Here is a 25,159-nt window from a genome sequence, read left to right on the forward strand (position 1 = left end):
CGTAGGGATGACGGGATGATTAGTCGCGTTAAAGGTTGGTTATTGGCTGCCACGGTGCTGCTGTGCGCGCAGGCCGGGGCGGCAAGCCTGTCGGATATTCAGGTGTCGAACGGCGAAAGCCAGGCCAGGATCACGTTCAGCTTTATGGGCGATCCGGAATATGCTTTTTCACAGCCAGACAGCCACAGCGTGGCGCTGGATATCAAACAAACCGGGGTTATCCAGGGGTTACCGCTCCAGTTCAGCGGCAATAATCTGGTTAAAAGCATTCGTTCCGGCTCGCCAAAAGATAGCCAGTCATTGCGTCTGGTGGTCGACCTAACCGAAAAGGGTAAAACCAGAGCGGTTAAGCAGCAAAACGGTGCGAATTATACGGTGGTCTTTACCATCAACGCTGACGCCCCTCCGCCGCCTCCGCCTCCACCGGTGGTGGCGAAACGCGTGGAAGAGCCGGTTTATACCCCGCGCCCATCCGAACCGGCACGTAATCCGTTTAAAACGGACAGCGACCGCATTACCAGCGTTACCAGCAGCAATACTGTGACGCGGCCGGCGGCCAGCGCACGTCGCGCGGTCAGCGGTGATAAAGTGATTATCGCCATCGATGCGGGGCACGGCGGTCAGGATCCCGGCGCAATTGGCCCGGGCGGTACGCGGGAGAAAAATGTCACCATCGCGGTTGCCCGTAAGCTGCGGACGCTGCTAAACGACGATCCTATGTTTAAAGGCGTGCTGACGCGCGACGGCGATTACTTTATCTCGGTGATGGGCCGCTCGGATGTGGCACGTAAGCAAAATGCCAATTTCCTGGTGTCCATTCATGCGGATGCCGCGCCAAACCGTAACGCCACGGGAGCCTCAGTGTGGGTGCTGTCAAACCGTCGGGCGAACAGTGAAATGGCAAACTGGCTTGAAGAGCACGAGAAACAGTCCGAACTGTTAGGTGGGGCGGGTGATGTGCTGGCAAACAGCCAGGCCGATCCGTATCTCAGCCAGGCGGTGCTGGATTTACAATTCGGTCATTCCCAGCGCGTCGGGTATGATGTCGCCACAAATGTATTGAATCAGCTGCAGGGTATCGGGTCATTGCACAAGCGCCGTCCGGAGCATGCGAGCCTGGGCGTTCTGCGATCGCCGGATATACCATCGATTCTGGTGGAAACAGGCTTTATCAGTAATAACGCTGAAGAACGCCTGCTGGGCAGCGACAGCTATCAGCAGCAAATTGCCGAAGCGATCTATAACGGTCTGCGTAAATACTTTGATGCGCATCCGCTGCAGTCCGCGCCACAGGGCGGTGCCGCCCAGACGGCCAGCGCAGCGCAGCCAGGTGAGATGACCGCGACCAACTAAGGAGAATTCATGCCGATTCAGGTTCTACCGCCGCAGCTCGCGAACCAAATCGCCGCCGGTGAGGTGGTGGAGCGCCCTGCATCGGTGGTGAAGGAGCTGGTAGAAAACAGCCTTGATGCGGGGGCCACCCGCATTGATATTGATATCGAACGCGGCGGCGCAAAGCTGATTCGCATTCGTGACAACGGCTGTGGAATTAAAAAAGACGAGCTGGCGTTAGCGCTGGCGCGTCATGCCACCAGTAAAATTGCCTCTCTTGATGACCTGGAAGCGATCATCAGCCTCGGTTTTCGCGGGGAAGCGCTGGCCAGTATCAGCTCCGTTTCCCGTCTCACGCTCACCTCCCGTACCGCTGAACAGCAGGAAGCCTGGCAGGCGTACGCCGAAGGGCGTGATATGGACGTGACGATTAAACCAGCGGCGCACCCGGTCGGTACGACGCTGGAAGTGCTGGATCTGTTTTATAACACCCCCGCCCGACGCAAGTTTATGCGTACCGAAAAAACCGAGTTTGGGCATATCGATGAGATCATTCGTCGCATTGCCCTGGCGCGGTTTGACGTGACCATTAACCTTAGCCATAACGGCAAAGTCATGCGCCAGTACCGCGCTGTGGCGGAAGGTGGGCTAAAAGAGCGCCGCTTGGGCGCTATCTGCGGCGTACCGTTCCTCGAGCACGCGCTGGCCATTGAGTGGCAGCATGGCGATCTGGCCATGCGCGGCTGGGTGGCTGACCCCAACGCGAGCAGCGCCGCCTTCGCTGAGATCCAGTATTGCTACGTGAACGGTCGTATGATGCGTGACCGCCTCATCAACCACGCCATTCGTCAGGCCTGTGAAGATAAACTGGGTGCAGATCAGCAACCGGCGTTTGTGCTCTATCTAGAAATCGATCCACACCAGGTGGACGTTAACGTCCATCCTGCCAAGCATGAAGTGCGGTTCCACCAGTCACGTCTGGTGCATGATTTTATCTATCAGGGCGTGCTGAGCGTATTGCAACAGCAGGCTGAACCAACGCTGCCGCTGGAAAAAGAAGAACCCGCCCCGCGCGCGTTTCCGGAAAACCGTGTTGCAGCGGGCCGGAACCATTTTGCTGAACCTGCCGTGGCGCGTGAGCCGGATGCCCCGCATTTCTCTGCTGCGGGTAGCACACCGCGCCCAACGGGAGCGAACTATCCCAACGCCCAACCTGGCTATCAAAAACAGCAGGGAGCGTTGTACCGGAAATTGCTGGAAACCCCCGCGGTGGAGCGCAAAGCGCCTGTCGCGGTGCCAGCGCCTTCGCTGGATGGCCACAGCCAGAGTTTTGGCCGGGTTCTGACGATTATCGCACCGGATATGGCGCTGCTGGAGCGCGAAGGCCACGTGATGCTTCTGGCATTGCCGGTGGCGGAACGCTGGCTGAAACAAGTGCAGCTTACGCCGGGTGAAAACGCGGCCTGTGCACAACCGCTGCTGATCCCCGTTCGGCTAAAAATATCCCCTGAGGAAACAGGGGTACTGCGTCGCGCAGAGGCCCTGTTGGCGCAGATGGGCATTGAAATGGTGCTCGAATCGCAACATGTGACCATTCGCGCAGTGCCTTTACCCTTACGCCAACAAAATTTACAAAACTTGATTCCTGAACTGATAGGCTACCTGGCGCAGCAAACGTCGTTTGATGCCGCCAACACCGCGCAGTGGATCGCCCGCCATCTGGCAAGCGAACATGCGCCGTGGAGTATGGCGCAGGCCATTAGCGTGCTGGCGGAGGTTGAACGCCTTTGCCCGCATCTGGTGAAGACACCGCCAGGTGGGTTATTACAACCTGTTGATTTACAAACGGCGATGAATGCCCTGAAACATGATTGACGTAAGCAAGGCGAGCCTGCCAAAGGCGATTTTTTTAATGGGCCCCACGGCCTCCGGCAAAACGGCACTGGCCATTGAGTTGCGTAAAGTTTTGCCTGTAGAGTTGATTAGTGTCGATTCTGCCCTTATCTACCGAGGGATGGACATCGGCACGGCGAAGCCTGACGCAGACGAACTGCGTGCGGCACCGCATCGTTTGCTGGATATTCTCGACCCGGCTCAGGCATACTCCGCAGCGGATTTCCGCCGCGATGCGTTAGCCGAGATGGCCGAGATAACGGCGGCGGGACGTATACCGCTGTTGGTTGGCGGAACCATGCTTTATTTCAAGGCGTTGCTGGAGGGGCTTTCACCTCTGCCATCAGCGGATCCGGAAGTAAGAGCAAAAATTGAGCAGCAGGCGGCAGAGCAGGGATGGGACGTTTTGCATAAGCAACTGGCCGAGATTGACCCGGTTGCCGCAGCACGGATCCATCCAAATGATCCGCAAAGGCTTTCCCGGGCACTGGAAGTTTTTTTCATTTCGGGTAAAACTTTAACGGAACTGACGCAAACGTCAGGAGACGCTCTGCCGTATCAGGTGCATCAGTTCGCCATCGCCCCGGCGAGCCGTGAACTGCTCCATCAACGAATTGAGCAGCGTTTTCATCAGATGTTAGCTTCAGATTTTGAAGCAGAAGTGCGGGCGCTATTTGCCCGTGGAGATTTGCATACGGATATGCCTTCCGTTCGTTGTGTGGGATACCGCCAGATGTGGTCATATCTTGAAGGCGAGATTTCATATGATGAAATGGTTTATCGAGGTGTTTGCGCCACGAGACAGTTAGCGAAGCGCCAGATCACCTGGTTGCGCGGTTGGGACGGTGTTCACTGGTTAGACAGTGAAAAACCGCAACAGGCGTTAAACGAAGTGATTGAGGTTGTTGGTGATATCGCTCACTGAATGTGTACAATTGAGTCGTATCGTGCGCAATTTTTCAGAATCGCAAGGTTCTAAGTACAAAACAAGCATATAAGGAAAAGATAGAATGGCTAAGGGGCAATCTTTACAAGATCCGTTCCTGAACGCATTGCGTCGGGAACGTGTTCCAGTTTCTATTTATTTGGTGAATGGTATTAAGCTGCAAGGTCAGATTGAATCTTTCGATCAGTTCGTGATCCTGTTGAAAAACACGGTCAGTCAGATGGTCTATAAGCACGCTATTTCTACAGTTGTTCCGTCTCGTCCGGTATCCCATCACAGCAATAACACTGGCGGCGGCACGGGTAGTAACTACCATCATGGCAGCAGCGCGCAGGGTTCTTCTTCTCCTGCGCAGGACAGCGAAGATACCGAATAAGGTTTCGGGCTGTTATCCACACGGGGAGCCAGGGATCCTGCGTTCCCCGCTGATCTTTTTTGAGGAATTTACGCTTGTTTGACCGTTATGATGCCGGTGAGCAGGCGGTGCTGGTACACATCTATTTTACGCAAGACAAAGATATGGAAGACCTCCAGGAGTTTGAATCTCTGGTCTCTTCCGCCGGTGTCGAAGCAATGCAGGTGATTACCGGTAGCCGTAAAGCGCCGCACCCAAAGTATTTTGTTGGTGAAGGTAAAGCAGTTGAAATTGCGGATGCCGTAAAAGCAACCGGCGCATCAGTCGTGTTGTTTGATCATGCGCTGTCTCCGGCTCAGGAACGTAACCTGGAACGTCTTTGCGAATGCCGTGTTATCGATCGCACGGGTTTGATTTTAGATATTTTCGCTCAACGTGCGCGTACTCACGAAGGTAAGCTGCAGGTTGAGCTGGCGCAGTTGCGCCATCTGGCAACGCGGCTTGTGCGTGGCTGGACCCACCTTGAAAGACAAAAGGGCGGGATTGGTTTGCGCGGTCCGGGTGAGACCCAGCTTGAAACCGACCGCCGTCTGTTGCGTGGCCGTATTACCCAGATCCTTTCACGTCTGGAACGCGTTGAAAAACAGCGTGAGCAAGGACGTCGGGCGCGATCGAAAGCTGACATCCCGACGGTGTCGCTGGTGGGGTATACCAACGCCGGTAAATCCACCCTGTTTAACCAGATTACTGAGGCCCAGGTTTATGCCGCAGACCAGCTGTTTGCGACCCTGGACCCCACATTGCGTCGTATTGACGTCGCCGACGTCGGTGAAACGGTGCTGGCGGATACCGTAGGGTTTATCCGTCACCTGCCGCATGACCTGGTGGCTGCGTTTAAAGCCACCCTGCAGGAGACGCGTCAGGCGACCCTGCTGCTGCACGTCATTGATGCTGCAGACGTTCGCTTGCAGGAGAACATCGACGCGGTAAACGTGGTGCTCGACGAGATCGACGCCGACGACATCCCAACGCTGTTGGTGATGAACAAGATCGATATGCTGGAGGATTTTGAGCCGCGTATCGACCGAGATGAAGAGAACAAACCGATTCGGGTCTGGCTTTCCGCTCAGACCGGTATTGGTGTGCCACTGCTTTTCCAGGCTTTGACAGAACGTCTTTCCGGTGAGGTAGCCCAGCACACGCTGCGATTGCCGCCACAGGAAGGCAGGCTGCGCAGCCGGTTTTATCAGCTTCAGGCGATAGAAAAAGAGTGGATGGAGGATGACGGCAGCGTGGGGATGCAGGTGCGTTTGCCGATCGTTGACTGGCGTCGCCTCTGTAAACAAGAACCTGCGCTGGTCGACTATATCGTCTGATCAGAAAGGGGATGCCTGAATAATTCGCCCTTGCATAACAAATATGGAGCATATACATGGCGTGGAATCAGCCCGGTAATAACGGACAAGACCGCGACCCGTGGGGAAGCAGCAATAATCAAGGCGGCAACTCTGGGGGAAATGGCAACAAAGGTGGTCGCGAGCAGGGGCCGCCGGATCTGGATGATATCTTCCGCAAGCTAAGCAAGAAGCTTGGTGGCCTTGGCGGAGGTAAAGGTTCTGGCTCTGGTGGAGGTTCCACTCAGGGGCCGCGCCCGCAGTTAGGGGGCCGCGTGGTGGGCATTGTTGCCGCTGCCGTGGTGATCATCTGGGCTGCCAGCGGGTTCTACACCATTAAAGAAGCGGAACGCGGTGTGGTCACCCGTTTCGGGAAGTTCAGCCATCTGGTTGAGCCAGGTCTGAACTGGAAACCGACTTTCATTGACGACGTGACCGCGGTGAACGTGGAGTCTGTGCGTGAACTGGCGGCCTCCGGCGTGATGCTGACCTCCGACGAGAACGTTGTGCGCGTTGAGATGAACGTCCAGTACCGCGTCACCGATCCGCAGCACTACCTGTTTAGCGTGACCAGTGCGGATGACAGTCTGCGCCAGGCCACAGACAGTGCGCTGCGCGGTGTGATCGGTAAATACACCATGGACCGCATTCTGACCGAAGGTCGTACCGTTATTCGTAGCGATACCCAGCGTGAGCTGGAAGAGACCATTCGCCCGTACAACATGGGTATCACCCTGCTGGACGTCAACTTCCAGGCTGCTCGTCCACCGGAAGAGGTGAAGGCCGCGTTTGATGACGCGATTGCCGCCCGTGAAAACGAACAACAGTACATCCGTGAAGCGGAAGCGTACACCAACGAAGTTCAGCCGCGTGCTAACGGTCAGGCGCAGCGTATTCTTGAAGAAGCGCGTGCGTATAAAACTCAGACCGTCCTGGAAGCTCAGGGTGAAGTGGCGCGTTTCGCGAAGATTTTGCCAGAATATAAAGCGGCTCCGGAGATTACCCGTGAACGTCTTTATATTGAGACCATGGAAAAAGTGCTGAGCCATACGCGTAAGGTACTGGTTAACGACAGCAAAGGTGGAAACCTGATGGTACTGCCGTTGGATCAGATGCTGAAAGGCGGTTCGGCGCCGGCGGCAAAGGCGGATACCAGTGGTGCCAACAACCTGCTGCGTCTGCCGCCTGCGGCATCCGGTAGCTCAAGCGCCACAACCACGTCTTCTTCGAACGATGGTGACATTATGGACCAACGCCGTGCTAACGCGCAGCGTAACGACTACCAGCGTCAGGGGGAATAAGGATGCGTAAGTCAGTTATTGCGATCATCATCATCGTATTGGTCGTGCTTTATACCTCTATCTTTGTGGTGAAAGAGGGCGAGCGTGGAATTACCCTGCGTTTTGGTAAAGTTCTGCGCGACAGCGAGAACAAGCCGCTGGTGTTTGAGCCGGGCCTGCACTTTAAAATGCCACTGATTGAATCGGTGAAAACGCTCGACGCCCGTATCCAGACCATGGATAACCAGGCCGACCGTTTCGTGACCAAAGAGAAGAAAGACCTGATCGTTGATTCCTACATCAAATGGCGTATCAGTGATTTCAGCCGCTACTACCTGGCAACGGGCGGTGGCGACGTTTCTCAGGCGGAAGTGCTGTTGAAACGTAAGTTCTCTGACCGTCTGCGCTCTGAGATTGGTCGTCTGGATGTGAAAGACATCGTCACCGACTCCCGTGGTCGTCTGACGCTGGAAGTGCGTGATGCGCTGAACTCCGGTTCTGCAGGAACCGAAGACGAAGTCACCACCCCGGCAGCGGATGATGCCATTGCCAAAGCGGCAGAACGCGTTCAGGCTGAAACCAACGGCAAAGTGCCGGTGATCAACCCGAACAGTATGGCTGCTCTGGGTATCGAAGTGGTCGATGTCCGTATCAAGCAGATCAACCTGCCAGCGGAAGTGTCCGAGGCGATTTACAACCGTATGCGCGCCGAGCGTGAAGCGGTAGCCCGTCGTCATCGTTCACAAGGTCAGGAAGAGGCGGAGAAACTGCGTGCGGCAGCGGATTACGAAGTGACCAAGACGCTGGCAGAATCTGAGCGTCAGGGCCGTATTCTGCGCGGTGAAGGGGATGCCGAAGCGGCAAAACTGTTTGCCGATGCCTTCAGCCAGGATCCCGACTTCTACGCCTTTATCCGTAGCCTGCGTGCTTACGAGAACAGCTTCCAGAGCAACCAGGATGTGATGGTGCTCAGCCCGGACAGCGATTTCTTCCGTTACATGAAGACGCCGGCTAACGCAACGCGATAAACTCAGGCCAGTTTGAGTATTCAAACCACCGCTCTCAACGGAGCGGTGGTTTTCTTTTATAAGGATTAAAAATGAATTCAACGATTTGGCTTGCGCTGGCCCTGGTTCTGGTGCTGGAAGGCCTTGGACCGATGCTTTATCCGCGTGCATGGCGTCGGATGATAGCCTCTCTGAGCCAGTTGCCGGATAATATTTTGCGCCGATTTGGGGGCGGACTTGTGGTTGCCGGCATCGTTATCTACTACATGTTGAGGAAAACGATTGGCTGATCAAAAAGTAATCTGGTTTGGCGTATTTTGAGGTCAAAAAGTGCTGTATATCTGAAAAAGCGATGGTAGAATCCATTTTTAAGCAAACGGTGATTTTGAAAAAAATGGGTAACAACGTCGTCGTACTGGGCACCCAATGGGGTGACGAAGGTAAAGGGAAGATTGTTGATCTTCTGACTGAACGGGCTAAATATGTTGTACGCTACCAGGGCGGTCACAACGCAGGCCATACTCTCGTAATCAACGGTGAAAAAACCGTCCTCCATCTTATTCCATCAGGCATTCTTCGCGAAAACGTCACCAGCATCATCGGTAACGGCGTTGTGCTGTCTCCGGCTGCTCTGATGAAAGAGATGAAAGGTCTGGAAGACCGTGGTATCCCCGTTCGCGAGCGTCTGCTGCTCTCCGAAGCCTGCCCGCTGATCCTTGATTATCACGTGGCGCTGGACGTAGCGCGTGAAAAAGCGCGTGGTGCGAAAGCGATCGGTACGACCGGTCGTGGTATCGGCCCGGCTTATGAAGACAAAGTTGCTCGTCGCGGTCTGCGCGTGGGCGATCTGTTTGATAAAGAGACGTTCGCTGAAAAACTGAAAGAAGTGATGGAATATCACAACTTCCAGCTGGTGAACTTCTATAAAGCTGACGCTGTTGACTACCAGAAAGTGCTGGATGACGTCATGGCGATTGCTGACATTCTGACCGGTATGGTTGTTGATGTGTCCGATCTGCTGGACCAGGCGCGCAAGCGTGGCGATTTCGTCATGTTCGAAGGTGCGCAGGGTACGCTGCTGGACATCGACCACGGTACCTATCCGTACGTCACCTCCTCTAACACCACCGCGGGTGGCGTTGCGACCGGTTCTGGTCTGGGTCCACGTTATGTGGATTACGTTCTGGGCATCATCAAAGCTTACTCCACTCGCGTGGGTGCGGGTCCATTCCCGACTGAGCTGTTTGATGAAACCGGCGAGTTCCTGTGCAAGCAGGGTAACGAGTTTGGCGCGACCACCGGTCGTCGTCGTCGTACCGGCTGGCTGGACGTTGTAGCCGTGCGTCGCGCAGTACAGATTAACTCCCTGTCTGGCTTCTGCCTGACCAAACTGGACGTGCTGGACGGTCTGAAAGAGGTGAAACTCTGCGTAGGCTACCGTATGCCTGATGGTCGCGAAGTGACCACCACTCCGCTGGCTGCGGATGACTGGAAAGGCATCGAGCCAATCTACGAAACCATGCCAGGCTGGTCTGAAACGACGTTCGGTGTGAAAGAGCGTAGCGGTCTGCCGCAGGCAGCGCTGAATTACATCAAGCGTATTGAAGAACTGACCGAAGTGCCGATCGACATTATCTCTACCGGCCCTGATCGTACTGAAACGATGATCCTGCGCGACCCGTTCGACGCATAATCTTCGTGACTGCTGGCCTGCGGGACAACCCGCAGGCTGGATACGCGTCGCGCCATCCGGCGAACGCTCCTCGATCTCCGCTTTTTCGCCCCGTCTGTCAAATAAATTAGCCGCTTACTATCTGGCTGGTTTATCATCATTAATGAATATCTGTGCGGTTTATCCGCGTTTTCCCTTTTTCCTGAGGTTGATGTGCAGTTAACAAGTTTCACCGATTACGGCTTACGCGCGCTGATTTACATGGCGTCGTTACCCGATGGGAAAATGACCAGTATCTCTGAGGTTACAGAGGTATACGGTGTGTCCCGTAATCATATGGTCAAAATAATCAATCAACTTAGTCGTGCCGGATACGTTGCTGCCGTCCGCGGGAAGAATGGTGGGATCCGTCTCGGTAAACCGGCGCAGAGTATTCGTGTTGGGGATGTGGTACGTGAACTGGAGCCATTGTCTCTGGTGAACTGCAGCAGCGCGTTCTGCCACATTACGCCCGCTTGTCGCCTTAAACAGGCACTTTCTCTGGCCGTGCAAAGTTTTCTCAAGGAACTGGATAACTACACGCTGGCCGATTTGGTTGAAGAGAATCAACCACTTTATAAATTATTGCTGGTGGAATGAAGAAAATTTCCACCGGAGCTGACAACGGAGGAACCGATATGTCACATGATCCTTTCCAGGAACGCGAAGCCGAAAAATACGCGAATCCTATCCCCAGCCGCGAGTTCATCATTGAACACTTAACAAAACGCGAAAAACCCGCCAATCGTGAAGAACTTGCCGTTGAATTAAACATTGAAGGTGAAGAGCAAATTGAAGCCCTTCGCCGCCGCCTGCGCGCGATGGAGCGCGACGGGCAACTGGTCTTTACCCGCCGTCAGTGCTATGCGCTTCCCGAACGTCTTGACCTGCTGAAAGGCACCGTCATCGGCCACCGTGATGGCTATGGCTTCCTGCGCGTAGAAGGCCGTAAAGACGATCTTTATCTTTCCTCTGAGCAGATGAAGATGTGCATTCACGGTGACCAGATCCTGGCGCAACCGCTGGGCGCGGACCGTAAAGGTCGCCGCGAAGCGCGCGTGGTGCGTGTCCTGGTCCCTAAAACCAGCCAGATTGTTGGCCGCTACTTTACCGACGCTGGCGTGGGCTTTGTGGTGCCGGACGACAGCCGCCTGAGCTTCGATATCCTGATCCCGCCTGAAGAGGTGATGGGCGCCCGTATGGGCTTTGTGGTGGTGGTTGAACTCACCCAGCGTCCTACCCGACGCACCAAGGCGGTCGGGAAAATCGTCGAAGTGTTAGGCGATAACATGGGCACCGGCATGGCCGTTGATATGGCGCTGCGTACTCATGAAATTCCTTACGTCTGGCCGAAAGCGGTTGAAGAGCAGGTTGTCGGCCTGAAAGAAGAGGTGCCGGAAGAGTCCAAGGTGGGCCGCGTGGATCTGCGCGATCTGCCGCTGGTGACTATTGATGGTGAAGATGCCCGCGACTTCGATGATGCCGTTTATTGCGAGAAAAAACGCGGCGGCGGCTGGCGTCTGTGGGTTGCCATCGCTGACGTAAGCTATTACGTTCGCCCGCATACTCCGCTGGATAACGAAGCGCGCAGCCGTGGAACGTCGGTCTACTTCCCGTCGCAGGTAATCCCGATGCTGCCGGAAGTCTTGTCTAACGGCCTGTGCTCCCTGAACCCGCAGGTTGACCGCCTTTGCATGGTCTGCGAGATGACCATCTCCACCAAAGGGCGCTTAACGGGTTACAAATTCTACGAAGCGGTAATGAGCTCCCATGCGCGCCTGACCTACACCAAGGTCTGGCATATGCTGCAGGGCGATCAGGATCTGCGTGAGCAGTATGCGCCGCTGGTGAAACACATCGAAGAGCTGCATAACCTCTACAAAACGCTGGATCAGGCGCGTGAAGAGCGCGGCGGGATCTCGTTTGAGAGCGAAGAGGCGAAGTTCATCTTTAACGCTGAACGCCGCATAGAACGTATTGAGCAGACCCAGCGTAACGATGCCCATAAGCTGATTGAAGAGTGTATGATTCTGGCAAACATCTCGGCGGCACGTTTCGTTGAGAAAGCCAAAGAACCTGCGCTGTTCCGTATTCACGATAAACCGTCGACCGAAGCCATCACTGCGTTCCGCTCCGTGCTGGCTGAACTGGGTCTGGAACTGCCTGGCGGTAACAAGCCAGAGCCGCGAGATTACGCTGAATTGCTGGAGTCGATTGGCGATCGCCCGGATGCGGAAATGCTGCAGACCATGCTGCTGCGTTCCATGAAGCAGGCGATTTACGATCCGGAAAACCGCGGTCACTTCGGTCTGGCGCTGCAGTCTTACGCCCACTTTACCTCGCCGATCCGTCGTTATCCGGACCTTTCCCTGCACCGCGCGATCAAGTATTTGCTGGCGCAGGAGCAGGGTCATAAAGGTAATACGACCGAAACCGGTGGCTACCATTATTCAATGGAAGAGATGCTGCAACTCGGTCAGCACTGTTCCATGGCCGAACGTCGTGCAGATGAAGCGACGCGCGACGTGGCAGACTGGCTGAAGTGTGACTTTATGCTGGACCAGGTAGGTAACGTCTTTAAAGGCGTGATTGCCAGCGTCACCGGCTTTGGTTTCTTCGTCCGTCTGGATGAACTGTTTATCGACGGTCTGGTGCATGTCTCCAGCCTGGATAACGACTATTACCGTTTCGACCAGGTCGGGCAGCGCCTGATTGGTGAATCTGGCGGCCAGACCTATCGTCTTGGCGATCGCGTGGAAGTGAAGGTCGAAGCCGTTAATATGGACGACCGTAAAATCGACTTTAGCCTGATCTCCAGCGAGCGTGCCCCGCGTAATGTGGGTAAAACGGCGCGTGAAAAGACGAAAAAAGGGGGCAACGGCAACAGCGGTGGCAAACGTCGTCAGGCGGGTAAGAAGGTAAACTTCGAGCCAGACAGCGCGTTCCGCGGTGAGAAGAAACAGAAGCCGAAGGCCGCGAAGAAAGAGGCCCGGAAGGCGAAAAAGCCGTCCACCAAAACGCAGAAAATCGCGGCTGCCACCAGGGCAAAGCGCGCAGCGAAGAAACAGCAGGCGGAGTAATTCTCCCCCCTCAACCTGACCCTCTCTCCTGCGGAGAGAGGGAAAAGAAAAGACAGAACGAGAACCATCAATGAGTGAAATGATTTACGGCATCCACGCGGTGCAGGCCCTGCTGGAGCGCGCACCGGAGCGTTTTCAGGAAGTGTTTATTCTGAAAGGGCGTGAAGACAAACGTCTGATGCCGCTGATCCACGCCCTGGAAGCACAAGGTGTCGTGATCCAGCTGGCGAACCGCCAGTTCCTGGATGAGAAAAGTGAAGGTGCCGTTCACCAGGGCATTATTGCCCGCGTTAAGCCAGGTCGTCAGTATCAGGAAAACGATCTGCCGGATCTTATCGCCGGGCTGGAAAATCCATTCTTCCTGATCCTTGACGGCGTGACCGACCCGCACAACCTTGGCGCATGTCTGCGAAGCGCAGATGCGGCAGGTGTTCATGCGGTTATTGTGCCGAGGGATCGCTCTGCACAGCTTAACGCGACGGCGAAGAAAGTGGCCTGTGGCGCAGCAGAAAACGTACCGCTGATCCGCGTCACCAACCTGGCGCGCACCATGCGTATGCTGCAGGAAGAGAATATCTGGATCGTCGGTACCGCGGGTGAAGCGGATCATACTCTGTATCAGAGCAAGATGACCGGCCGTCTGGCACTGGTGATGGGTGCCGAGGGCGAAGGTATGCGCCGTCTGACCCGTGAGCATTGCGATGAGCTGATCAGCATTCCAATGGCGGGCAGCGTGTCGTCTCTGAACGTCTCCGTGGCAACAGGTATCTGCCTGTTTGAAGCGGTACGTCAGCGCGGGGAATAAACAGCAAGGCCGTCCTGAGGACGGCCTTTCGTATTTTCTGTGGGAGGGTCACCAGACGGTGAAAAACTCACTCCTCCAGTGACCGCAAATGGTCATCCTTCCTGAGCGTCATCAGCGCGAAGATACTCACTACCGCCGTCGCCATGACGTAATAAGCCGGAATATCCAGGTTGCCCGTCTCTTTAATCAGCCCGGTAATAATCAGCCCCGCGCAGCCCGAGAAAAGGGCGTTCGACAGGGAATAAGCCAGCCCAAGCCCGGTATACCGTACGCGCGTCGGGAACATCTCTGAGAGCATCGCCGGCCCGGGGCCTGCCAGCATCCCCACCAGACCACCCGCAATCAGCACCACCAGCGCTTTGATGGCCAGCGTGCTGGACTCCGCCTGTAAAACCTTCAGCAGCGGCAGGGCAAGGAGCAGCAGCAACGTGGTGGCGACGATCATCACCGTGCGGCGTCCGATTTTGTCGCTCAGGATCCCGGACGGAATAATCGTCAGCGCAAAACCGATGTTCGAAATCACCGCAATCAACAGCGCCTGATTAAACCCGGTATGCAGCGCCGACTGCAGATAGGTGGGCATAATCACCAGATAGGTATAACCCGCCGCTGACCAGACCATCACCCGGCCAATGCCCATCACAATGGCGTTGAGCGTGGCGACGGTATCAGCCTGAGTGGCAACCGGCTTTTCCTGCTGCTGCACAAAGCTTGGCGTCTCTTCCATACTCACCCGCAGCCACAGCGCCACCACGCCCATCGGTAATGCCAGGAAGAACGGGATGCGCCAGCCCCAGTCATGCAGGGCTTCCGGTGTCAGAAGGGCGGAGAGCAGTGCGACAATGCCAGCGCCTGCTAACAGGCCCAGCGCGACGGTAAATGACTGCCATGCACCGTAGAGGCCCCGCTTGCCGCGTGGGGCAAACTCCGTCATCAGCGAGACGGCGCCGCCATACTCACCACCGGCGAACAATCCCTGCAGGATGCGCAGCAGCGTGATAATCAGCGGGGCGGCAATACCGATGCTGGCATAGACCGGCACAATACCGATTGCGGCGGTGGCCAGCGTCATCAGCACCAGTACAATAATCAGCGTCGGTTTTCGGCCTATCCGGTCACCTATTCTGCCAAACACCACCGCGCCCAGCGGGCGGAAGAAGAAGGCGATGGCAAAGGAAGCGTAGGTAAGGATCAGGCTGGTCAGCCCCGCGTCCCCCTCAAGCTGGAAGAAGTTCTTCGCAATTACGGTTGCCAGAAAACCATAGACCGCAAACTCATACCACTCGATAAAGTTACCAATGGAGCCTGCAATTAATGCACGCTTGTGCGCGTCCGGTTGCATAACGTTCCTCACTGAAAGGGGGTAAGAATAAATTATTCAACAAAAGCGAATGCGCGAAATAGTTTATTCTTATGTTCTGTGAGCTGTTTCACGAATGATATCAGCGGGATCGTCATCGTGTGACCTCACTCCCATGCAGCGTGCACGTGGCCTGTCCATACTTATCTTCATTGCCACTGAAGGAGGGAGACAGCATGCACTGGCAGACCCATACCGTTTTTAATCAACCTGCACCGCTCTCAAACAGCAACCTTTTCCTCTCTGATTGCGCTCTGCGTGACGCGGTTGTTCGCGAAGGCGCCGAGTGGGATATCGAGCTTCTTGCCAGCATCGGCCAGCAGTTAGGAACCGCGGAATCGCTGGAGCTGGGCAGGCTGGCGAATGTTAATCCGCCGGAGTTATTACGCTATGACGCCACCGGGGAGCGACTGGATGACGTTCGCTTTCATCCCGCATGGCACCTCTTAATGCAGGGGCTTTGCGCCAACCGTGTCCATAACCTGGCGTGGGAAGAGGAGGCGCGCAAAGGCGCGTTTGTCGCCAGAGCTGCACGTTTTGTCCTGCACGCTCAGGTAGAAGCGGGCACGCTTTGCCCTGTCACCATGACCTTTGCTGCTACACCGCTGCTGCAACAGGCGCTGCCCGAGCCGTTCCGTGACTGGATCACGCCGTTAATGAGCGATCGTTACGATCCTCATCTTGCCCCAGGGGCGCAAAAGCGTGGCCTGCTGATTGGCATGGGGATGACAGAAAAACAGGGCGGCTCGGACGTACTCAGCAATACCACCAAAGCGGAAAAGTGCAGTGACGGCAGCTACCGGCTTATCGGGCATAAATGGTTTTTCTCTGTGCCGCAAAGCGATGCGCATCTGGTGCTGGCCCAGGCGAAAGGGGGGCTGTCCTGCTTTTTTGTTCCACGCTTTTTGCCTGACGGGCAACGCAATGCTGTACGTCTGGAGCGGCTGAAAGAGAAGCTCGGCAACCGCTCTAACGCCAGCAGCGAAGCGGAATTCCTGGATGCGTCCGGCTGGCTGCTGGGGGAAGAAGGAGAAGGGGTACGCCAGATCCTCCGAATGGGCGGGCTGACGCGGTTTGACTGCGCGCTGGGCAGCCATGGGCTGATGCGTCGGGCTTTATCCGTGGCGCTTTACCATGCGCATCAACGCCAGACGTTTGGTAAAAACCTTATCGACCAGCCGCTCATGCGCGATGTGCTGAGCCGCATGGCGCTGATGCTGGAGGGCCAGACGGCACTGTTGTTCCGTCTGGCCCGGGCGTGGGACAGGCGTGCCGATCCTCAGGAGGCCGTCTGGGCGCGCCTTTTCACCCCCGCGGCGAAATACAGCGTCTGCAAAGCGGGTATCCCGTTTGTGGCGGAAGCCATGGAAGTGCTCGGCGGCACAGGCTACTGCGAGGAGAGTGAGCTTCCCCGTTTGTACCGTGAGATGCCCGTGAACAGCATCTGGGAAGGGTCCGGCAATATTATGTGCCTGGACGTTCTGCGTGTACTGACGAAGCAATCCGGCATCCTCGACCTGCTTGTGGATGATTTTGCCCAGGTAAAAGGGCAGGACAGGCACTTCGATCGCAGCTGGCGTCAGCTTCAGCAAAAACTGCGAAAACCGCAGGAGGCGCAGGGGCGGGAGATCACGCAACAGCTTTTCCTGCTGGGGGCCGGAAGTCAGATGCTGCGGCACGCATCGCCACCCGTGGCGCAGGCGTGGTGCCGCATGATGCTTGATACCCGTGGCGGTACGCTGATGAGCGAGCAGGTGCAAAATGACCTGCTGTTGCGTGCCACGGGCAGGGTTGGCTAACTCTTTAGCTGGAACAGGCTCACCAGTTGGGTGAGGTGTGAGCCTTTCTCACGCAGCGTGTGTGCGGTTTGTTCGCTGCGTAGGACGCGGTCGGCGTTGATGTGCGACGCTTCGCCAATGTGGGTCATGGCCAGATTAACCTGGCCTATTCCCGCGGATTGCTCGCGGGACGCATGGTTAATCTCCGTGACCAGCTTGTTGATGTTATCGATATGCACGATGATGGAATCCATCGCCAGACGCGTTTGTTCAGACAGCGCATGGCCTTCGCTGACTTTTCTAAGCGTATCACCGATGAGCTGTTCAATCTCCTTCACCGCGTTGGCGCTGCGTCCTGCCAGCGCGCGTACTTCCTGCGCCACCACCGCAAAACCTTTTCCGTGCTCGCCTGCGCGGGCTGCTTCAACCGCTGCGTTAAGCGCCAGAATGTTGGTCTGAAAAGCGATGGATTCAATCACGCGCGTGATGTCTTCGATTCGCTTTGATGCTTCGCGAATATCATCCATGGTAGCGACAGCGTGGGTGACCGTCTCACCGCCCTGGTGTACCGCGCGCGACGTTTCGCCTACCAGCTGCTGCGTTTGTTCCATGTTGGCGGCATTTTGCTGCACGGTCGCGGCCAGTTGCTCCATGCTGGCAGACGTCTCTTCTACACTGCTGGCCTGCTTGTTAATCTGCCCGGAGATTTCTTCGCTATCGGATGCCAGCGCGTTGGTGCCCATATGGATCTCCGCTGCGGCCTCGCGCACCTGAAGAACAATTTTCTGCAGTCCCCCTCCGATACCGTTAATGGCATCGATGAGCTGACCGACCTCATCCTGGCGGGTCACGGGCAGGCTGGAGCGCAGATCGCCTGCGGCATACTGTCGGGCCAGGTGGATCACATTGCGCAATGGGCGTGTCAGTATGCGTCGTATAATGACCACAAACAGACCTGCGAAGAGCACGACAGCACCACCCCTGCCAGCAGGAAGCGGTCGCGCATGGCGGTCACGCTTGAGAGCAGTACCGTTTTATCCACTTCGCCGACAATGGCCCAGTTCCAGCCTGGCAGCGGCGTATACGCCATGGTCAGCGTGCGACCATCGGCACTGACGCGCTCCAGCGTGCCGGATTTATCACTCAACAGCTGTTGCTGGATAGCGCTATCCCACTCCGGTACTTTTCCCTCCGCGCTGGTGTGGAACAGATACTGCCCGCGCGTTTTGCCGTGGCTGCGGTCCAGAACAAAGAAGTTACCGCTCTCGCCCAGTCGACGGTTGAGGATTTTCTCGCGCATGACATTCCAGGAGTGAGTGATGTCCACACCAACAAAGATGATTGCAATGACCTGGCCGTCCGCGTTTTTAACCGGCTGGTATTGGGTGATATAGCGCTTGCCGAACAGCAGCGCCAGACCGCGATAAACCTCGCCCCGGGTGACGGCGGCAAAGGCCGGGCTGGTGGTATCCAGAACGGTGCCCATTGCCCGCTCGCCGTTCTCTTTGCGCAGCGATGTGGCGACGCGCACAAAGTCGTTACCGCTACGCACAAACAGGGTCGAGATTGCCCCTGTCCGGCTCAGAAAATCGTCTGAAAGGGAATTGTTTTCATGTAGCCCGGTTTCCCCTCCTTTCAGGAGCGGAACGTTAATCCCGTTAATCGTCTGGGTTTGCGTGTTATCAACGCTCAGTGGCTGGGGCAAAAAGGTGGTAAACAGCCGGGTATAACTCTCGACCTCTTCACTCAGGCTGGTGTTAAACATCTGCACCATATCGACCATGCCGGTGGACTGATTATGCAGGTCTTCTATCGCGAGGGCTTCAAGCTGCTGGCTGGCTTTTTGGCTGAGCAGAAAAGTGAAAAACAGAAACAGGATGGCGACACTGGCACCGGTAAGCAGCGACAGCTTTGCACCCAGACCTGCACGACGGAAAAAGTTGATCATAAATTGCTCATCATTGAAAAGGTATGGCTTTTCAACGGCAGAGCAGAGATAACGTTTACTGGTTTAGTGTAACAAAATGTTATTTAATTGTTTTTAATTGGTTTGCTAAAAGATAAAAAATTTGCAAAAACGAAAAGCCACTAAAAGTAAGTGGCTTTTATCGGAGGGGGATTACGCGTAGAGAATGGCCTGTACCCGCCAGTGATCGATGTACTGACCTTCCTGCATCTGGATAATGCGATACCATGAAGCACCCTGCTCATCGGCCTTTAATGCAACGACACGTTCAACGTCCTGCGGGCTCCCCGAAATATTATTCACGGAGATCTGGCCAATTTCATTCAGGCCAGTCACACAATCAGCACTGGCAAATTCAGCTGACTGCGCGGTTGTGCTCACAAGACCTGCTGAGAGCAACAGTGTGGTCAAAGCAAGAGTTCGTTTCATCGTCAGCTCCATTTCACATGTCTCCGGTATCCGCCGGGCAATCCTTCGCGAATAAACTCACTTCCATTGTTGCGGGCATGGAGTTTATTGTGGACAGGAAAGTGTCTATGGACGCAAAGCAGTGTAAATGTCGTTCAAATGAAGACGATCATTGACGATACAGAATGGCCTGTGAGTACCACTGTCCCGTAATGATGGTTTCGTCGATCATAATGATGACGTAATAATCTGCTTTGGCGGCGACGGCTTGTGCCTTTATTGCTTCTTCCGCGTCATCCGGGGAGCCGCGAACCAGCGCAGAGACGGTACCCATACGCTGTAATCCTTCCGTCTGATTACGACGGATTTCCTGCGGGTGATCGGCGACCGGGGGAGCGGGTTGTGGCGTTCCCTGCAGCGCGCTACAGCCACTGAGCAGTAACATCAGCAATAAAGCAGCAAACCTGCGCATAACCATATCTCGTTTCCTGATAGCCATAGTGTAGTTGTCTGTGAATTTAGTTTTGGGGGAATGTTCCCGAAGTGTTAGCTGGGGCGTAATTTTCGAATGAAAATAGCGTGAAATCGTAACCCAGTTCTCAACATTATGAATCATTCATCATTACAGGGTCGACAATGATTGAAATTGAAATACGCCATCTGGGTGATCGTGAAATATTACACGCAACACCCGCCGGAAAACGTGAGGAACCACTGCCTGTTATAGTGTTTTATCATGGATTTACCTCATCGAAGCTGGTCTACAGCTATTTTGCGGTGGCACTCGCGCAGGCCGGTTTTCGTGTGGTCATGCCGGATGCACCTGACCACGGCGCACGTTTTACCGGCAACGAACAGGCGCGACTTGGGCAGTTCTGGCACATTTTGCACGGTAGCCTGACCGAGTTTGCCGGGCTGCGCGATGCGCTTTACCAGGCAGGGCTGGTGGCTGATAATCGGCTGGCCGTGGCTGGGGCATCGATGGGCGGGATGGCGGCGCTGGGGATCATGACGCACCATCCAGAAGTGAAGTCAGTGGCTTGTCTGATGGGCTCGGGCTACTTTACCTCACTGGCGAAGACGCTTTTTCCACCTCAGGCACTCACAGAGGTTGAGGCGGCGCTTGCAGAGTGGGAGGTTACCCGGGCGTTACCGCGTCTGGCCGATCGTCCTTTGCTGTTATGGCATGGTGATGCGGACGATGTGGTCCCACCCGGAGAAACGTTCCGGCTTCAGCAGGCGCTACAGCACGAGGGGCTGGATGGCAACCTGACCTGCCTGTGGGAAGCGGGCGTTCGCCACCGCATTACGCCAACGGCGCTGGACGCCACGGTGGACTTCTTCCGCCAGCACCTTTAAACGCACAGGACGTTGACACCCTGATCTTTCAGTTTCTGAAGGATCTCAGGGTTAGCACCTTTGCCGGTGATCACCATGTCTATCTGTTCAGCACGGCTGAACAGCATTCCTGCGCGTTCGCCCACTTTACTGCTGTCGACCAGCACAACGAGCTTGCCCACCACGTTAAGCATGTTTTGTTCTGCCATGGCGGTCAACATATCGGTTTTGTAGAGGCCATCCGCGGTCAGGCCTTTGCCACTGGTAAACATCCAGTGTCCGGCATAAAGACTGTTTTCGCTGTCCTGCGGGCTGAGCGTAATGGACTGGCTCTTGTTGTACTGGCCGCCCATGATCACCACGCTCTCATGCTCCTGATCGATAAGATAGTTGGCGAGCGGCAAGTAGTTCGTGATGATTTGTACCGGCTTTCCGCACATCTCCCGACCTAACAGAAATGCCGTGGAGCCGCAGTTGATCACCACGCTCTCGCCGGGGTTCACCAGCTGCGATGCCGCTCTGGCAATACGGACTTTTTCATCATGATTTTGCGCCTGATGAATGTTCATCGGCGTCCAGCGTGGACGCTGCTGGCTAATCGCTTCCGCACCGTTGCGGACTTTTTTCAGCTTACCGCTTTCATCCAGCTTATTAATATCCCGCCGCGCTGTTGCCGGGGAAATCCCTAAACGTTCGATCACTTTCTCAACGGTGACAAACCCTGTTTGCGCCAGGAGTTCCAGTAATATTTGATGCCGTTGCGCTTCCGTCATGAGCTATTCCGATAAGAATTGATTTTAAAAGATGATATTTGAAATAGCGTGAAATTACTAAAAGAAATATGAAACCGCCAGACACTCGGGTCTGGCGATGGGCCTTAATAATCAGAGGAATGACTTGAACGGCAGGTCTGGCTCAAGAGTAAAGCAATCATCAAAGCCACGTGGGTAGTGATACTCGAGATTGTCTTTGTCCAGCGGCCAGGTGAACTTGCCTCCTACCTGCCAGATGAACGGCTTAAAGCCATACTTCAGGCGGTCTTTTTTCATTTCCCACAGTACGCGTATCTCCTGCGGGTCGGCCTGGAAGTTTGACCAGATATCGTGGTGGAAAGGGATCACTACTTTGGTGTTCAGCGCTTCCGCCATGCGCAGCATATCGGCGCTGGTCATTTTGTCTGTAATGCCGCGTGGGTTCTCCCCGTATGAGCCGAGCGCCACATCAATCTGATGCTCATTACCGTGCTTTGCATAGTAGTTTGAGTAGTGAGAGTCACCGCTGTGGTACAGGGAACCGCCGGGCGTTTTAAACAGGTAGTTCACCGCACGTTCGTCCATACCGTCTGGCAGTACGCCTGCGGCTTTCTGATCGGCCGGAAGGGTAATCAGTGCAGTGCGGTCAAAGGCATCCAGCGCGTGGATCTCAACGTCTTTAATTTTGACCACATCGCCCGGTTTCATGACGATGCAGCGCTCTTTCGGTACGCCCCAGCCGATCCATAAATCCACGCAGGTTTGCGGCCCGATGAACGGTACGTCATCGGCACAGTTTTGCATGACCGCTGCCGCCACGTTGACATCAATATGATCGTTATGATCGTGCGTAGAGAGAACGGCATCGATCTGGCGAATGGCGAACGGATCAAGAACAAACGGTGTGGTACGCAGGTTTGGCTGAAGTTTTTCCACGCCCGCCATGCGTTGCATCTGATGGCCTTTTTTCATCAGCGGGTTACCGTGACTCTGTTTGCCGGTGCCGCACCAGAAATCGACACAAATATTCGCGCCACCTTCTGATTTCAGCCAGATCCCCGTACACCCCAGCCACCACATTGCAAAGGTACCAGGAGCAACCTGTTCCTGCTCAATCTCTTCATTCAGCCAGCTACCCCATTCCGGGAAAGTGCTCAGAATCCATGATTCACGGGTAATGGTGTTCACTTTACTCATCGTTTTGACTCCTGGTTTAATCAAAAGTAATCAACTGGTGATTTGTTGTGATTAATGCTGGCACCATTTCACGCGTATTGCAACGATCAAAATGTGTAATTTTATCTGCATGACGTCACGGACGCTCTTCTCGCTTCTTGTTATCTTTTACCGTATTAATCATTAATTGCATGAATTATATGGAAATAATTCTATGTGGCATGCCGAAGTGAAAATCATTACTAACACCATGGAAATAATTTGCGTGATGCGTCACAAATAATCAGATTTAATCTTGTGATGATTATTTGTGATTAATAGAGTGTTGTCACCAACCGCACAGGGATTGCCCCTCGTGTTCTCATTTCTGGAGAGAGTTATGGAGATCCTCTACAACGTCTTTACCGTGTTCTTTAATCAGGTAATGACTAATGCCCCGCTGTTGTTGGGCATCGTGACGTGCCTTGGCTATATCCTGCTGCGCAAAAGCGTCAGCGTTATTATTAAAGGCACCATTAAAACCATCATCGGTTTCATGCTGTTGCAGGCGGGTTCAGGCATTTTGACCGGCACCTTCAAGCCGGTGGTGGCCAAAATGTCGGAAGTCTATGGCATCAACGGCGCCATCTCTGACACCTACGCCTCGATGATGGCCACCATCGATCGCATGGGCGATGCCTACAGCTGGGTAGGGTATGCGGTCCTGCTCGCGCTGGCGCTGAACATCATTTACGTTCTGTTGCGCCGCATTACCGGTATTCGCACCATCATGCTGACTGGCCATATCATGTTCCAGCAGGCAGGGCTGATTGCGGTTTCCTTCTTTATCTTTGGCTACCCAATGTGGACGACCATTATCTGCACCGCGGTGCTGGTCTCGCTCTACTGGGGTATCACCTCCAACATGATGTACAAGCCCACGCAGGACGTCACCGACGGTTGCGGCTTCTCCATCGGCCACCAGCAGCAGTTTGCCTCCTGGATTGCCTATAAAGTCGCGCCGTATCTGGGTAAAAAAGAAGAGAGCGTCGAAGATCTTAAACTGCCGGGCTGGCTGAATATTTTCCACGACAATATCGTCTCTACGGCGATTGTGATGACCCTCTTCTTCGGTGCCATTCTGCTCTCCTTTGGCATTGACGTCGTACAGGCGATGGCGGGTAAAACCCACTGGACTGTCTATATCCTGCAGACCGGTTTCTCCTTCGCGGTGGCGATTTTCATTATCACCCAGGGCGTGCGTATGTTCGTTGCCGAGCTGTCCGAAGCCTTCAACGGTATCTCTCAGCGTCTGATTCCCGGTGCGGTACTGGCGATTGACTGCGCGGCTATCTACAGCTTCGCGCCAAACGCGGTGGTCTGGGGCTTCATGTGGGGCACCATCGGCCAGCTGATTGCGGTGGGTATCCTGGTGGGCTGCGGCTCTTCCATTCTGATCATTCCTGGCTTTATCCCGATGTTCTTCTCCAACGCCACCATCGGCGTCTTTGCGAACCACTTTGGTGGCTGGCGCGCGGCGCTCAAGATCTGCCTGGTGATGGGGATGGTGGAAATCTTCGGATGTGTGTGGGCAGTCAAGCTCACCGGTATGAGCGCCTGGATGGGCATGGCCGACTGGTCAATTCTGGCACCTCCGATGATGCAGGGCTTCGCCTCTGTTGGCCTGATCTTTATGGCCGTCATCATCCTCATTGCTCTGGCTTATATGTTCTTCGCTGGTCGCTCTCTGCGGGCTGAAGAAGATGCAGAAAAACAAACAGCAGAAGTTTCTGCTCATTAAGGAGTTTCGATTATGACCGTACGTATCCTGGCTGTGTGTGGCAATGGGCAAGGGAGTTCCATGATCATGAAGATGAAAGTGGACCAGTTTTTAACCCAGTCAAACATCGACCACACGGTGAACAGCTGCGCAGTGGGCGAATACAAAAGTGAACTGAACGGCGCGGACATCATCATCGCCTCTACCCACATCGCCGGTGAGATCACCGTGACAGGCAACAAATATGTGGTAGGCGTGCGCAACATGCTGTCGCCAGCCGACTTTGGGCCAAAGCTGCTGGAAGTGATCAACGCGCATTTCCCACAAGATGTGAAGTAAGGACGCAACATGAAACTACGTGATTCGCTGGCAGAGAACAGCTCCATCCTTTTACAGGCCGACGCCAGCACCTGGCAGGAGGCGGTGAAACTTAGCGTAGATCTGCTGGTAAAAGCTGATGTTGTCGAGCCGCGTTATTACCAGGCCATTCTGGATGGTGTTGCAGAGCACGGCCCTTACTTCGTGATTGCACCAGGGCTGGCGATGCCGCATGGCCGTCCGGAAGAGGGCGTTAAAAAAACCGGCTTTGCGCTGGTTACGCTGAAAACACCACTGGCTTTCAACCACGAAGATAACGACCCGGTCGACATCCTCATCACCATGGCGGCTGTTGATGCCAACACTCACCAGGAGGTGGGCATTATGCAGATCGTGAATCTGTTTGATGATGAGGCCAACTTCGACCGTTTACGCGCCTGCCGCACCGAGCAGGACGTGCTGGATTTAATTGATAACGCCACTGCGGCGGCAGTTTAAGAG

22 protein-coding genes and 1 pseudogene are annotated in these 25,159 nt (G+C 55.0%); 17 read left to right on the plus strand and 6 right to left on the minus strand.

Annotation, left to right across the window (positions count from 1 at the left end):
- The first annotated feature begins 15 nt into the window (after positions 1 to 15).
- From amiB to rlmB, 12 genes are all read left to right on the plus strand, one after another.
- Complete coding sequence (gene amiB, locus ACMGG3_RS20265; protein ID WP_014168308.1) at positions 16 to 1,353, plus strand: N-acetylmuramoyl-L-alanine amidase AmiB; 1,338 nt, start codon at positions 16 to 18, stop codon at positions 1,351 to 1,353.
- Positions 1,354 to 1,362: 9 nt separating this feature from the next.
- Entirely contained in the window at positions 1,363 to 3,207 is a 1,845-nt protein-coding gene (gene mutL / locus ACMGG3_RS20270) for a DNA mismatch repair endonuclease MutL (protein ID WP_414149403.1), read from the plus strand.
- The gene (miaA, locus tag ACMGG3_RS20275) at positions 3,200 to 4,150 is read left to right on the plus strand and encodes a tRNA (adenosine(37)-N6)-dimethylallyltransferase MiaA (RefSeq protein ID WP_014168310.1); all 951 of its coding nucleotides are present in this window, start codon (positions 3,200 to 3,202) and stop codon (positions 4,148 to 4,150) included. Before mutL ends, miaA begins: the two co-directional genes overlap by 8 nt.
- Positions 4,151 to 4,235: 85 nt before the next feature.
- Positions 4,236 to 4,547: an RNA chaperone Hfq gene (gene hfq, locus ACMGG3_RS20280; RefSeq protein WP_014168311.1), complete on the plus strand. Its 312-nt coding sequence runs from the start codon at positions 4,236 to 4,238 to the stop codon at positions 4,545 to 4,547.
- Positions 4,548 to 4,621: 74 nt separating this feature from the next.
- Positions 4,622 to 5,902, plus strand: coding sequence for a ribosome rescue GTPase HflX (gene hflX, locus ACMGG3_RS20285; RefSeq protein WP_020882944.1), 1,281 nt, complete (start codon positions 4,622 to 4,624; stop codon positions 5,900 to 5,902).
- 56 nt (positions 5,903 to 5,958) lie between these two features.
- Positions 5,959 to 7,221 (plus strand): FtsH protease activity modulator HflK, encoded by a 1,263-nt coding sequence (gene hflK, locus ACMGG3_RS20290; RefSeq protein WP_414149404.1) that lies wholly within the window; start codon positions 5,959 to 5,961, stop codon positions 7,219 to 7,221.
- A gap of 2 nt (positions 7,222 to 7,223) precedes the next feature.
- Entirely contained in the window at positions 7,224 to 8,228 is a 1,005-nt protein-coding gene (gene hflC / locus ACMGG3_RS20295) for a protease modulator HflC (RefSeq protein WP_014168314.1), read from the plus strand.
- A 71-nt stretch (positions 8,229 to 8,299) separates the two neighbouring features.
- Positions 8,300 to 8,497, plus strand: a complete 198-nt coding sequence (locus tag ACMGG3_RS20300; protein WP_014168315.1) for a DUF2065 domain-containing protein — start codon at positions 8,300 to 8,302, stop codon at positions 8,495 to 8,497.
- A 104-nt stretch (positions 8,498 to 8,601) separates the two neighbouring features.
- Positions 8,602 to 9,900, plus strand: coding sequence for an adenylosuccinate synthase (locus tag ACMGG3_RS20305; protein ID WP_025206256.1), 1,299 nt, complete (start codon positions 8,602 to 8,604; stop codon positions 9,898 to 9,900).
- A 192-nt stretch (positions 9,901 to 10,092) separates the two neighbouring features.
- On the plus strand, positions 10,093 to 10,518 hold the full coding sequence (nsrR, locus tag ACMGG3_RS20310) for a nitric oxide-sensing transcriptional repressor NsrR (RefSeq protein ID WP_014168317.1): 426 nt from the start codon (positions 10,093 to 10,095) through the stop codon (positions 10,516 to 10,518).
- A gap of 38 nt (positions 10,519 to 10,556) precedes the next feature.
- Positions 10,557 to 12,998: a ribonuclease R gene (gene rnr / locus ACMGG3_RS20315; RefSeq protein WP_032679418.1), complete on the plus strand. Its 2,442-nt coding sequence runs from the start codon at positions 10,557 to 10,559 to the stop codon at positions 12,996 to 12,998.
- 70 nt (positions 12,999 to 13,068) lie between these two features.
- Positions 13,069 to 13,803, plus strand: a complete 735-nt coding sequence (rlmB, locus tag ACMGG3_RS20320) for a 23S rRNA (guanosine(2251)-2'-O)-methyltransferase RlmB (RefSeq protein WP_014168319.1) — start codon at positions 13,069 to 13,071, stop codon at positions 13,801 to 13,803.
- A 67-nt stretch (positions 13,804 to 13,870) separates the two neighbouring features.
- Here rlmB and ACMGG3_RS20325 read toward each other — a convergent pair whose 3' ends face one another.
- Positions 13,871 to 15,145 carry an MFS transporter gene (locus ACMGG3_RS20325; protein WP_078774362.1) on the minus strand — a complete coding sequence of 425 codons (1,275 nt, stop codon included), beginning with the start codon at positions 15,143 to 15,145 and terminating at the stop codon, positions 13,871 to 13,873.
- Positions 15,146 to 15,339: 194 nt separating this feature from the next.
- On the opposite strand from ACMGG3_RS20325, the gene ACMGG3_RS20330 reads away from it, so the two are divergent.
- A complete protein-coding gene (locus ACMGG3_RS20330) occupies positions 15,340 to 16,962 on the plus strand; it encodes an isovaleryl-CoA dehydrogenase (RefSeq protein ID WP_414149405.1) in 1,623 nt (540 codons plus the stop codon).
- Here ACMGG3_RS20330 and ACMGG3_RS20335 read toward each other — a convergent pair.
- The 3 genes and pseudogenes from ACMGG3_RS20335 to bsmA all read right to left on the minus strand — a co-directional run bounded on the left by ACMGG3_RS20335 (position 16,959) and on the right by bsmA (position 19,814).
- Positions 16,959 to 18,889 (minus strand): annotated as a pseudogene (locus ACMGG3_RS20335) (methyl-accepting chemotaxis protein). The gene ACMGG3_RS20330 and the pseudogene ACMGG3_RS20335 overlap by 4 nt on opposite strands.
- Before the next feature lie 171 nt (positions 18,890 to 19,060).
- Positions 19,061 to 19,336, minus strand: a complete 276-nt coding sequence (gene yjfN, locus ACMGG3_RS20340) for a DUF1471 family protease activator YjfN (RefSeq protein ID WP_414149406.1) — start codon at positions 19,334 to 19,336, stop codon at positions 19,061 to 19,063.
- Positions 19,337 to 19,484: 148 nt separating this feature from the next.
- Positions 19,485 to 19,814, minus strand: coding sequence for a biofilm peroxide resistance protein BsmA (gene bsmA, locus ACMGG3_RS20345; RefSeq protein WP_025206249.1), 330 nt, complete (start codon positions 19,812 to 19,814; stop codon positions 19,485 to 19,487).
- Positions 19,815 to 19,951: 137 nt separating this feature from the next.
- On the opposite strand from bsmA, the gene yjfP reads away from it, so the two are divergent.
- The gene (gene yjfP / locus ACMGG3_RS20350; RefSeq protein ID WP_025206248.1) at positions 19,952 to 20,674 is read left to right on the plus strand and encodes an esterase; all 723 of its coding nucleotides are present in this window, start codon (positions 19,952 to 19,954) and stop codon (positions 20,672 to 20,674) included.
- Here the strand turns inward: yjfP and ulaR are convergent.
- Positions 20,671 to 21,426, minus strand: coding sequence for an HTH-type transcriptional regulator UlaR (gene ulaR / locus ACMGG3_RS20355; RefSeq protein ID WP_014168326.1), 756 nt, complete (start codon positions 21,424 to 21,426; stop codon positions 20,671 to 20,673). The genes yjfP and ulaR overlap by 4 nt on opposite strands.
- 111 nt (positions 21,427 to 21,537) lie before the next feature.
- Complete coding sequence (gene ulaG, locus ACMGG3_RS20360) at positions 21,538 to 22,602, minus strand: L-ascorbate 6-phosphate lactonase (protein WP_020882936.1); 1,065 nt, start codon at positions 22,600 to 22,602, stop codon at positions 21,538 to 21,540.
- Positions 22,603 to 22,960: 358 nt separating this feature from the next.
- Here ulaG and ulaA point away from each other — a divergent pair, with 358 nt between their 5' ends.
- From ulaA to ulaC, 3 genes are read left to right on the plus strand one after another with little or no spacing between them, the layout of a single operon-like run.
- Positions 22,961 to 24,361 (plus strand): PTS ascorbate transporter subunit IIC, encoded by a 1,401-nt coding sequence (gene ulaA / locus ACMGG3_RS20365; RefSeq protein WP_025206247.1) that lies wholly within the window; start codon positions 22,961 to 22,963, stop codon positions 24,359 to 24,361.
- A 12-nt stretch (positions 24,362 to 24,373) separates the two neighbouring features.
- A complete protein-coding gene (gene ulaB, locus ACMGG3_RS20370; RefSeq protein ID WP_014168329.1) occupies positions 24,374 to 24,679 on the plus strand; it encodes a PTS ascorbate transporter subunit IIB in 306 nt (101 codons plus the stop codon).
- A gap of 9 nt (positions 24,680 to 24,688) precedes the next feature.
- Entirely contained in the window at positions 24,689 to 25,156 is a 468-nt protein-coding gene (gene ulaC, locus ACMGG3_RS20375) for a PTS ascorbate transporter subunit IIA (protein ID WP_014168330.1), read from the plus strand.
- Positions 25,157 to 25,159 lie beyond the last annotated feature (3 nt).

This window comes from Enterobacter sp. BNK-18 (assembly GCF_047456135.1).
Classification (GTDB): Bacteria; Pseudomonadota; Gammaproteobacteria; order Enterobacterales; family Enterobacteriaceae; genus Enterobacter; species Enterobacter ludwigii.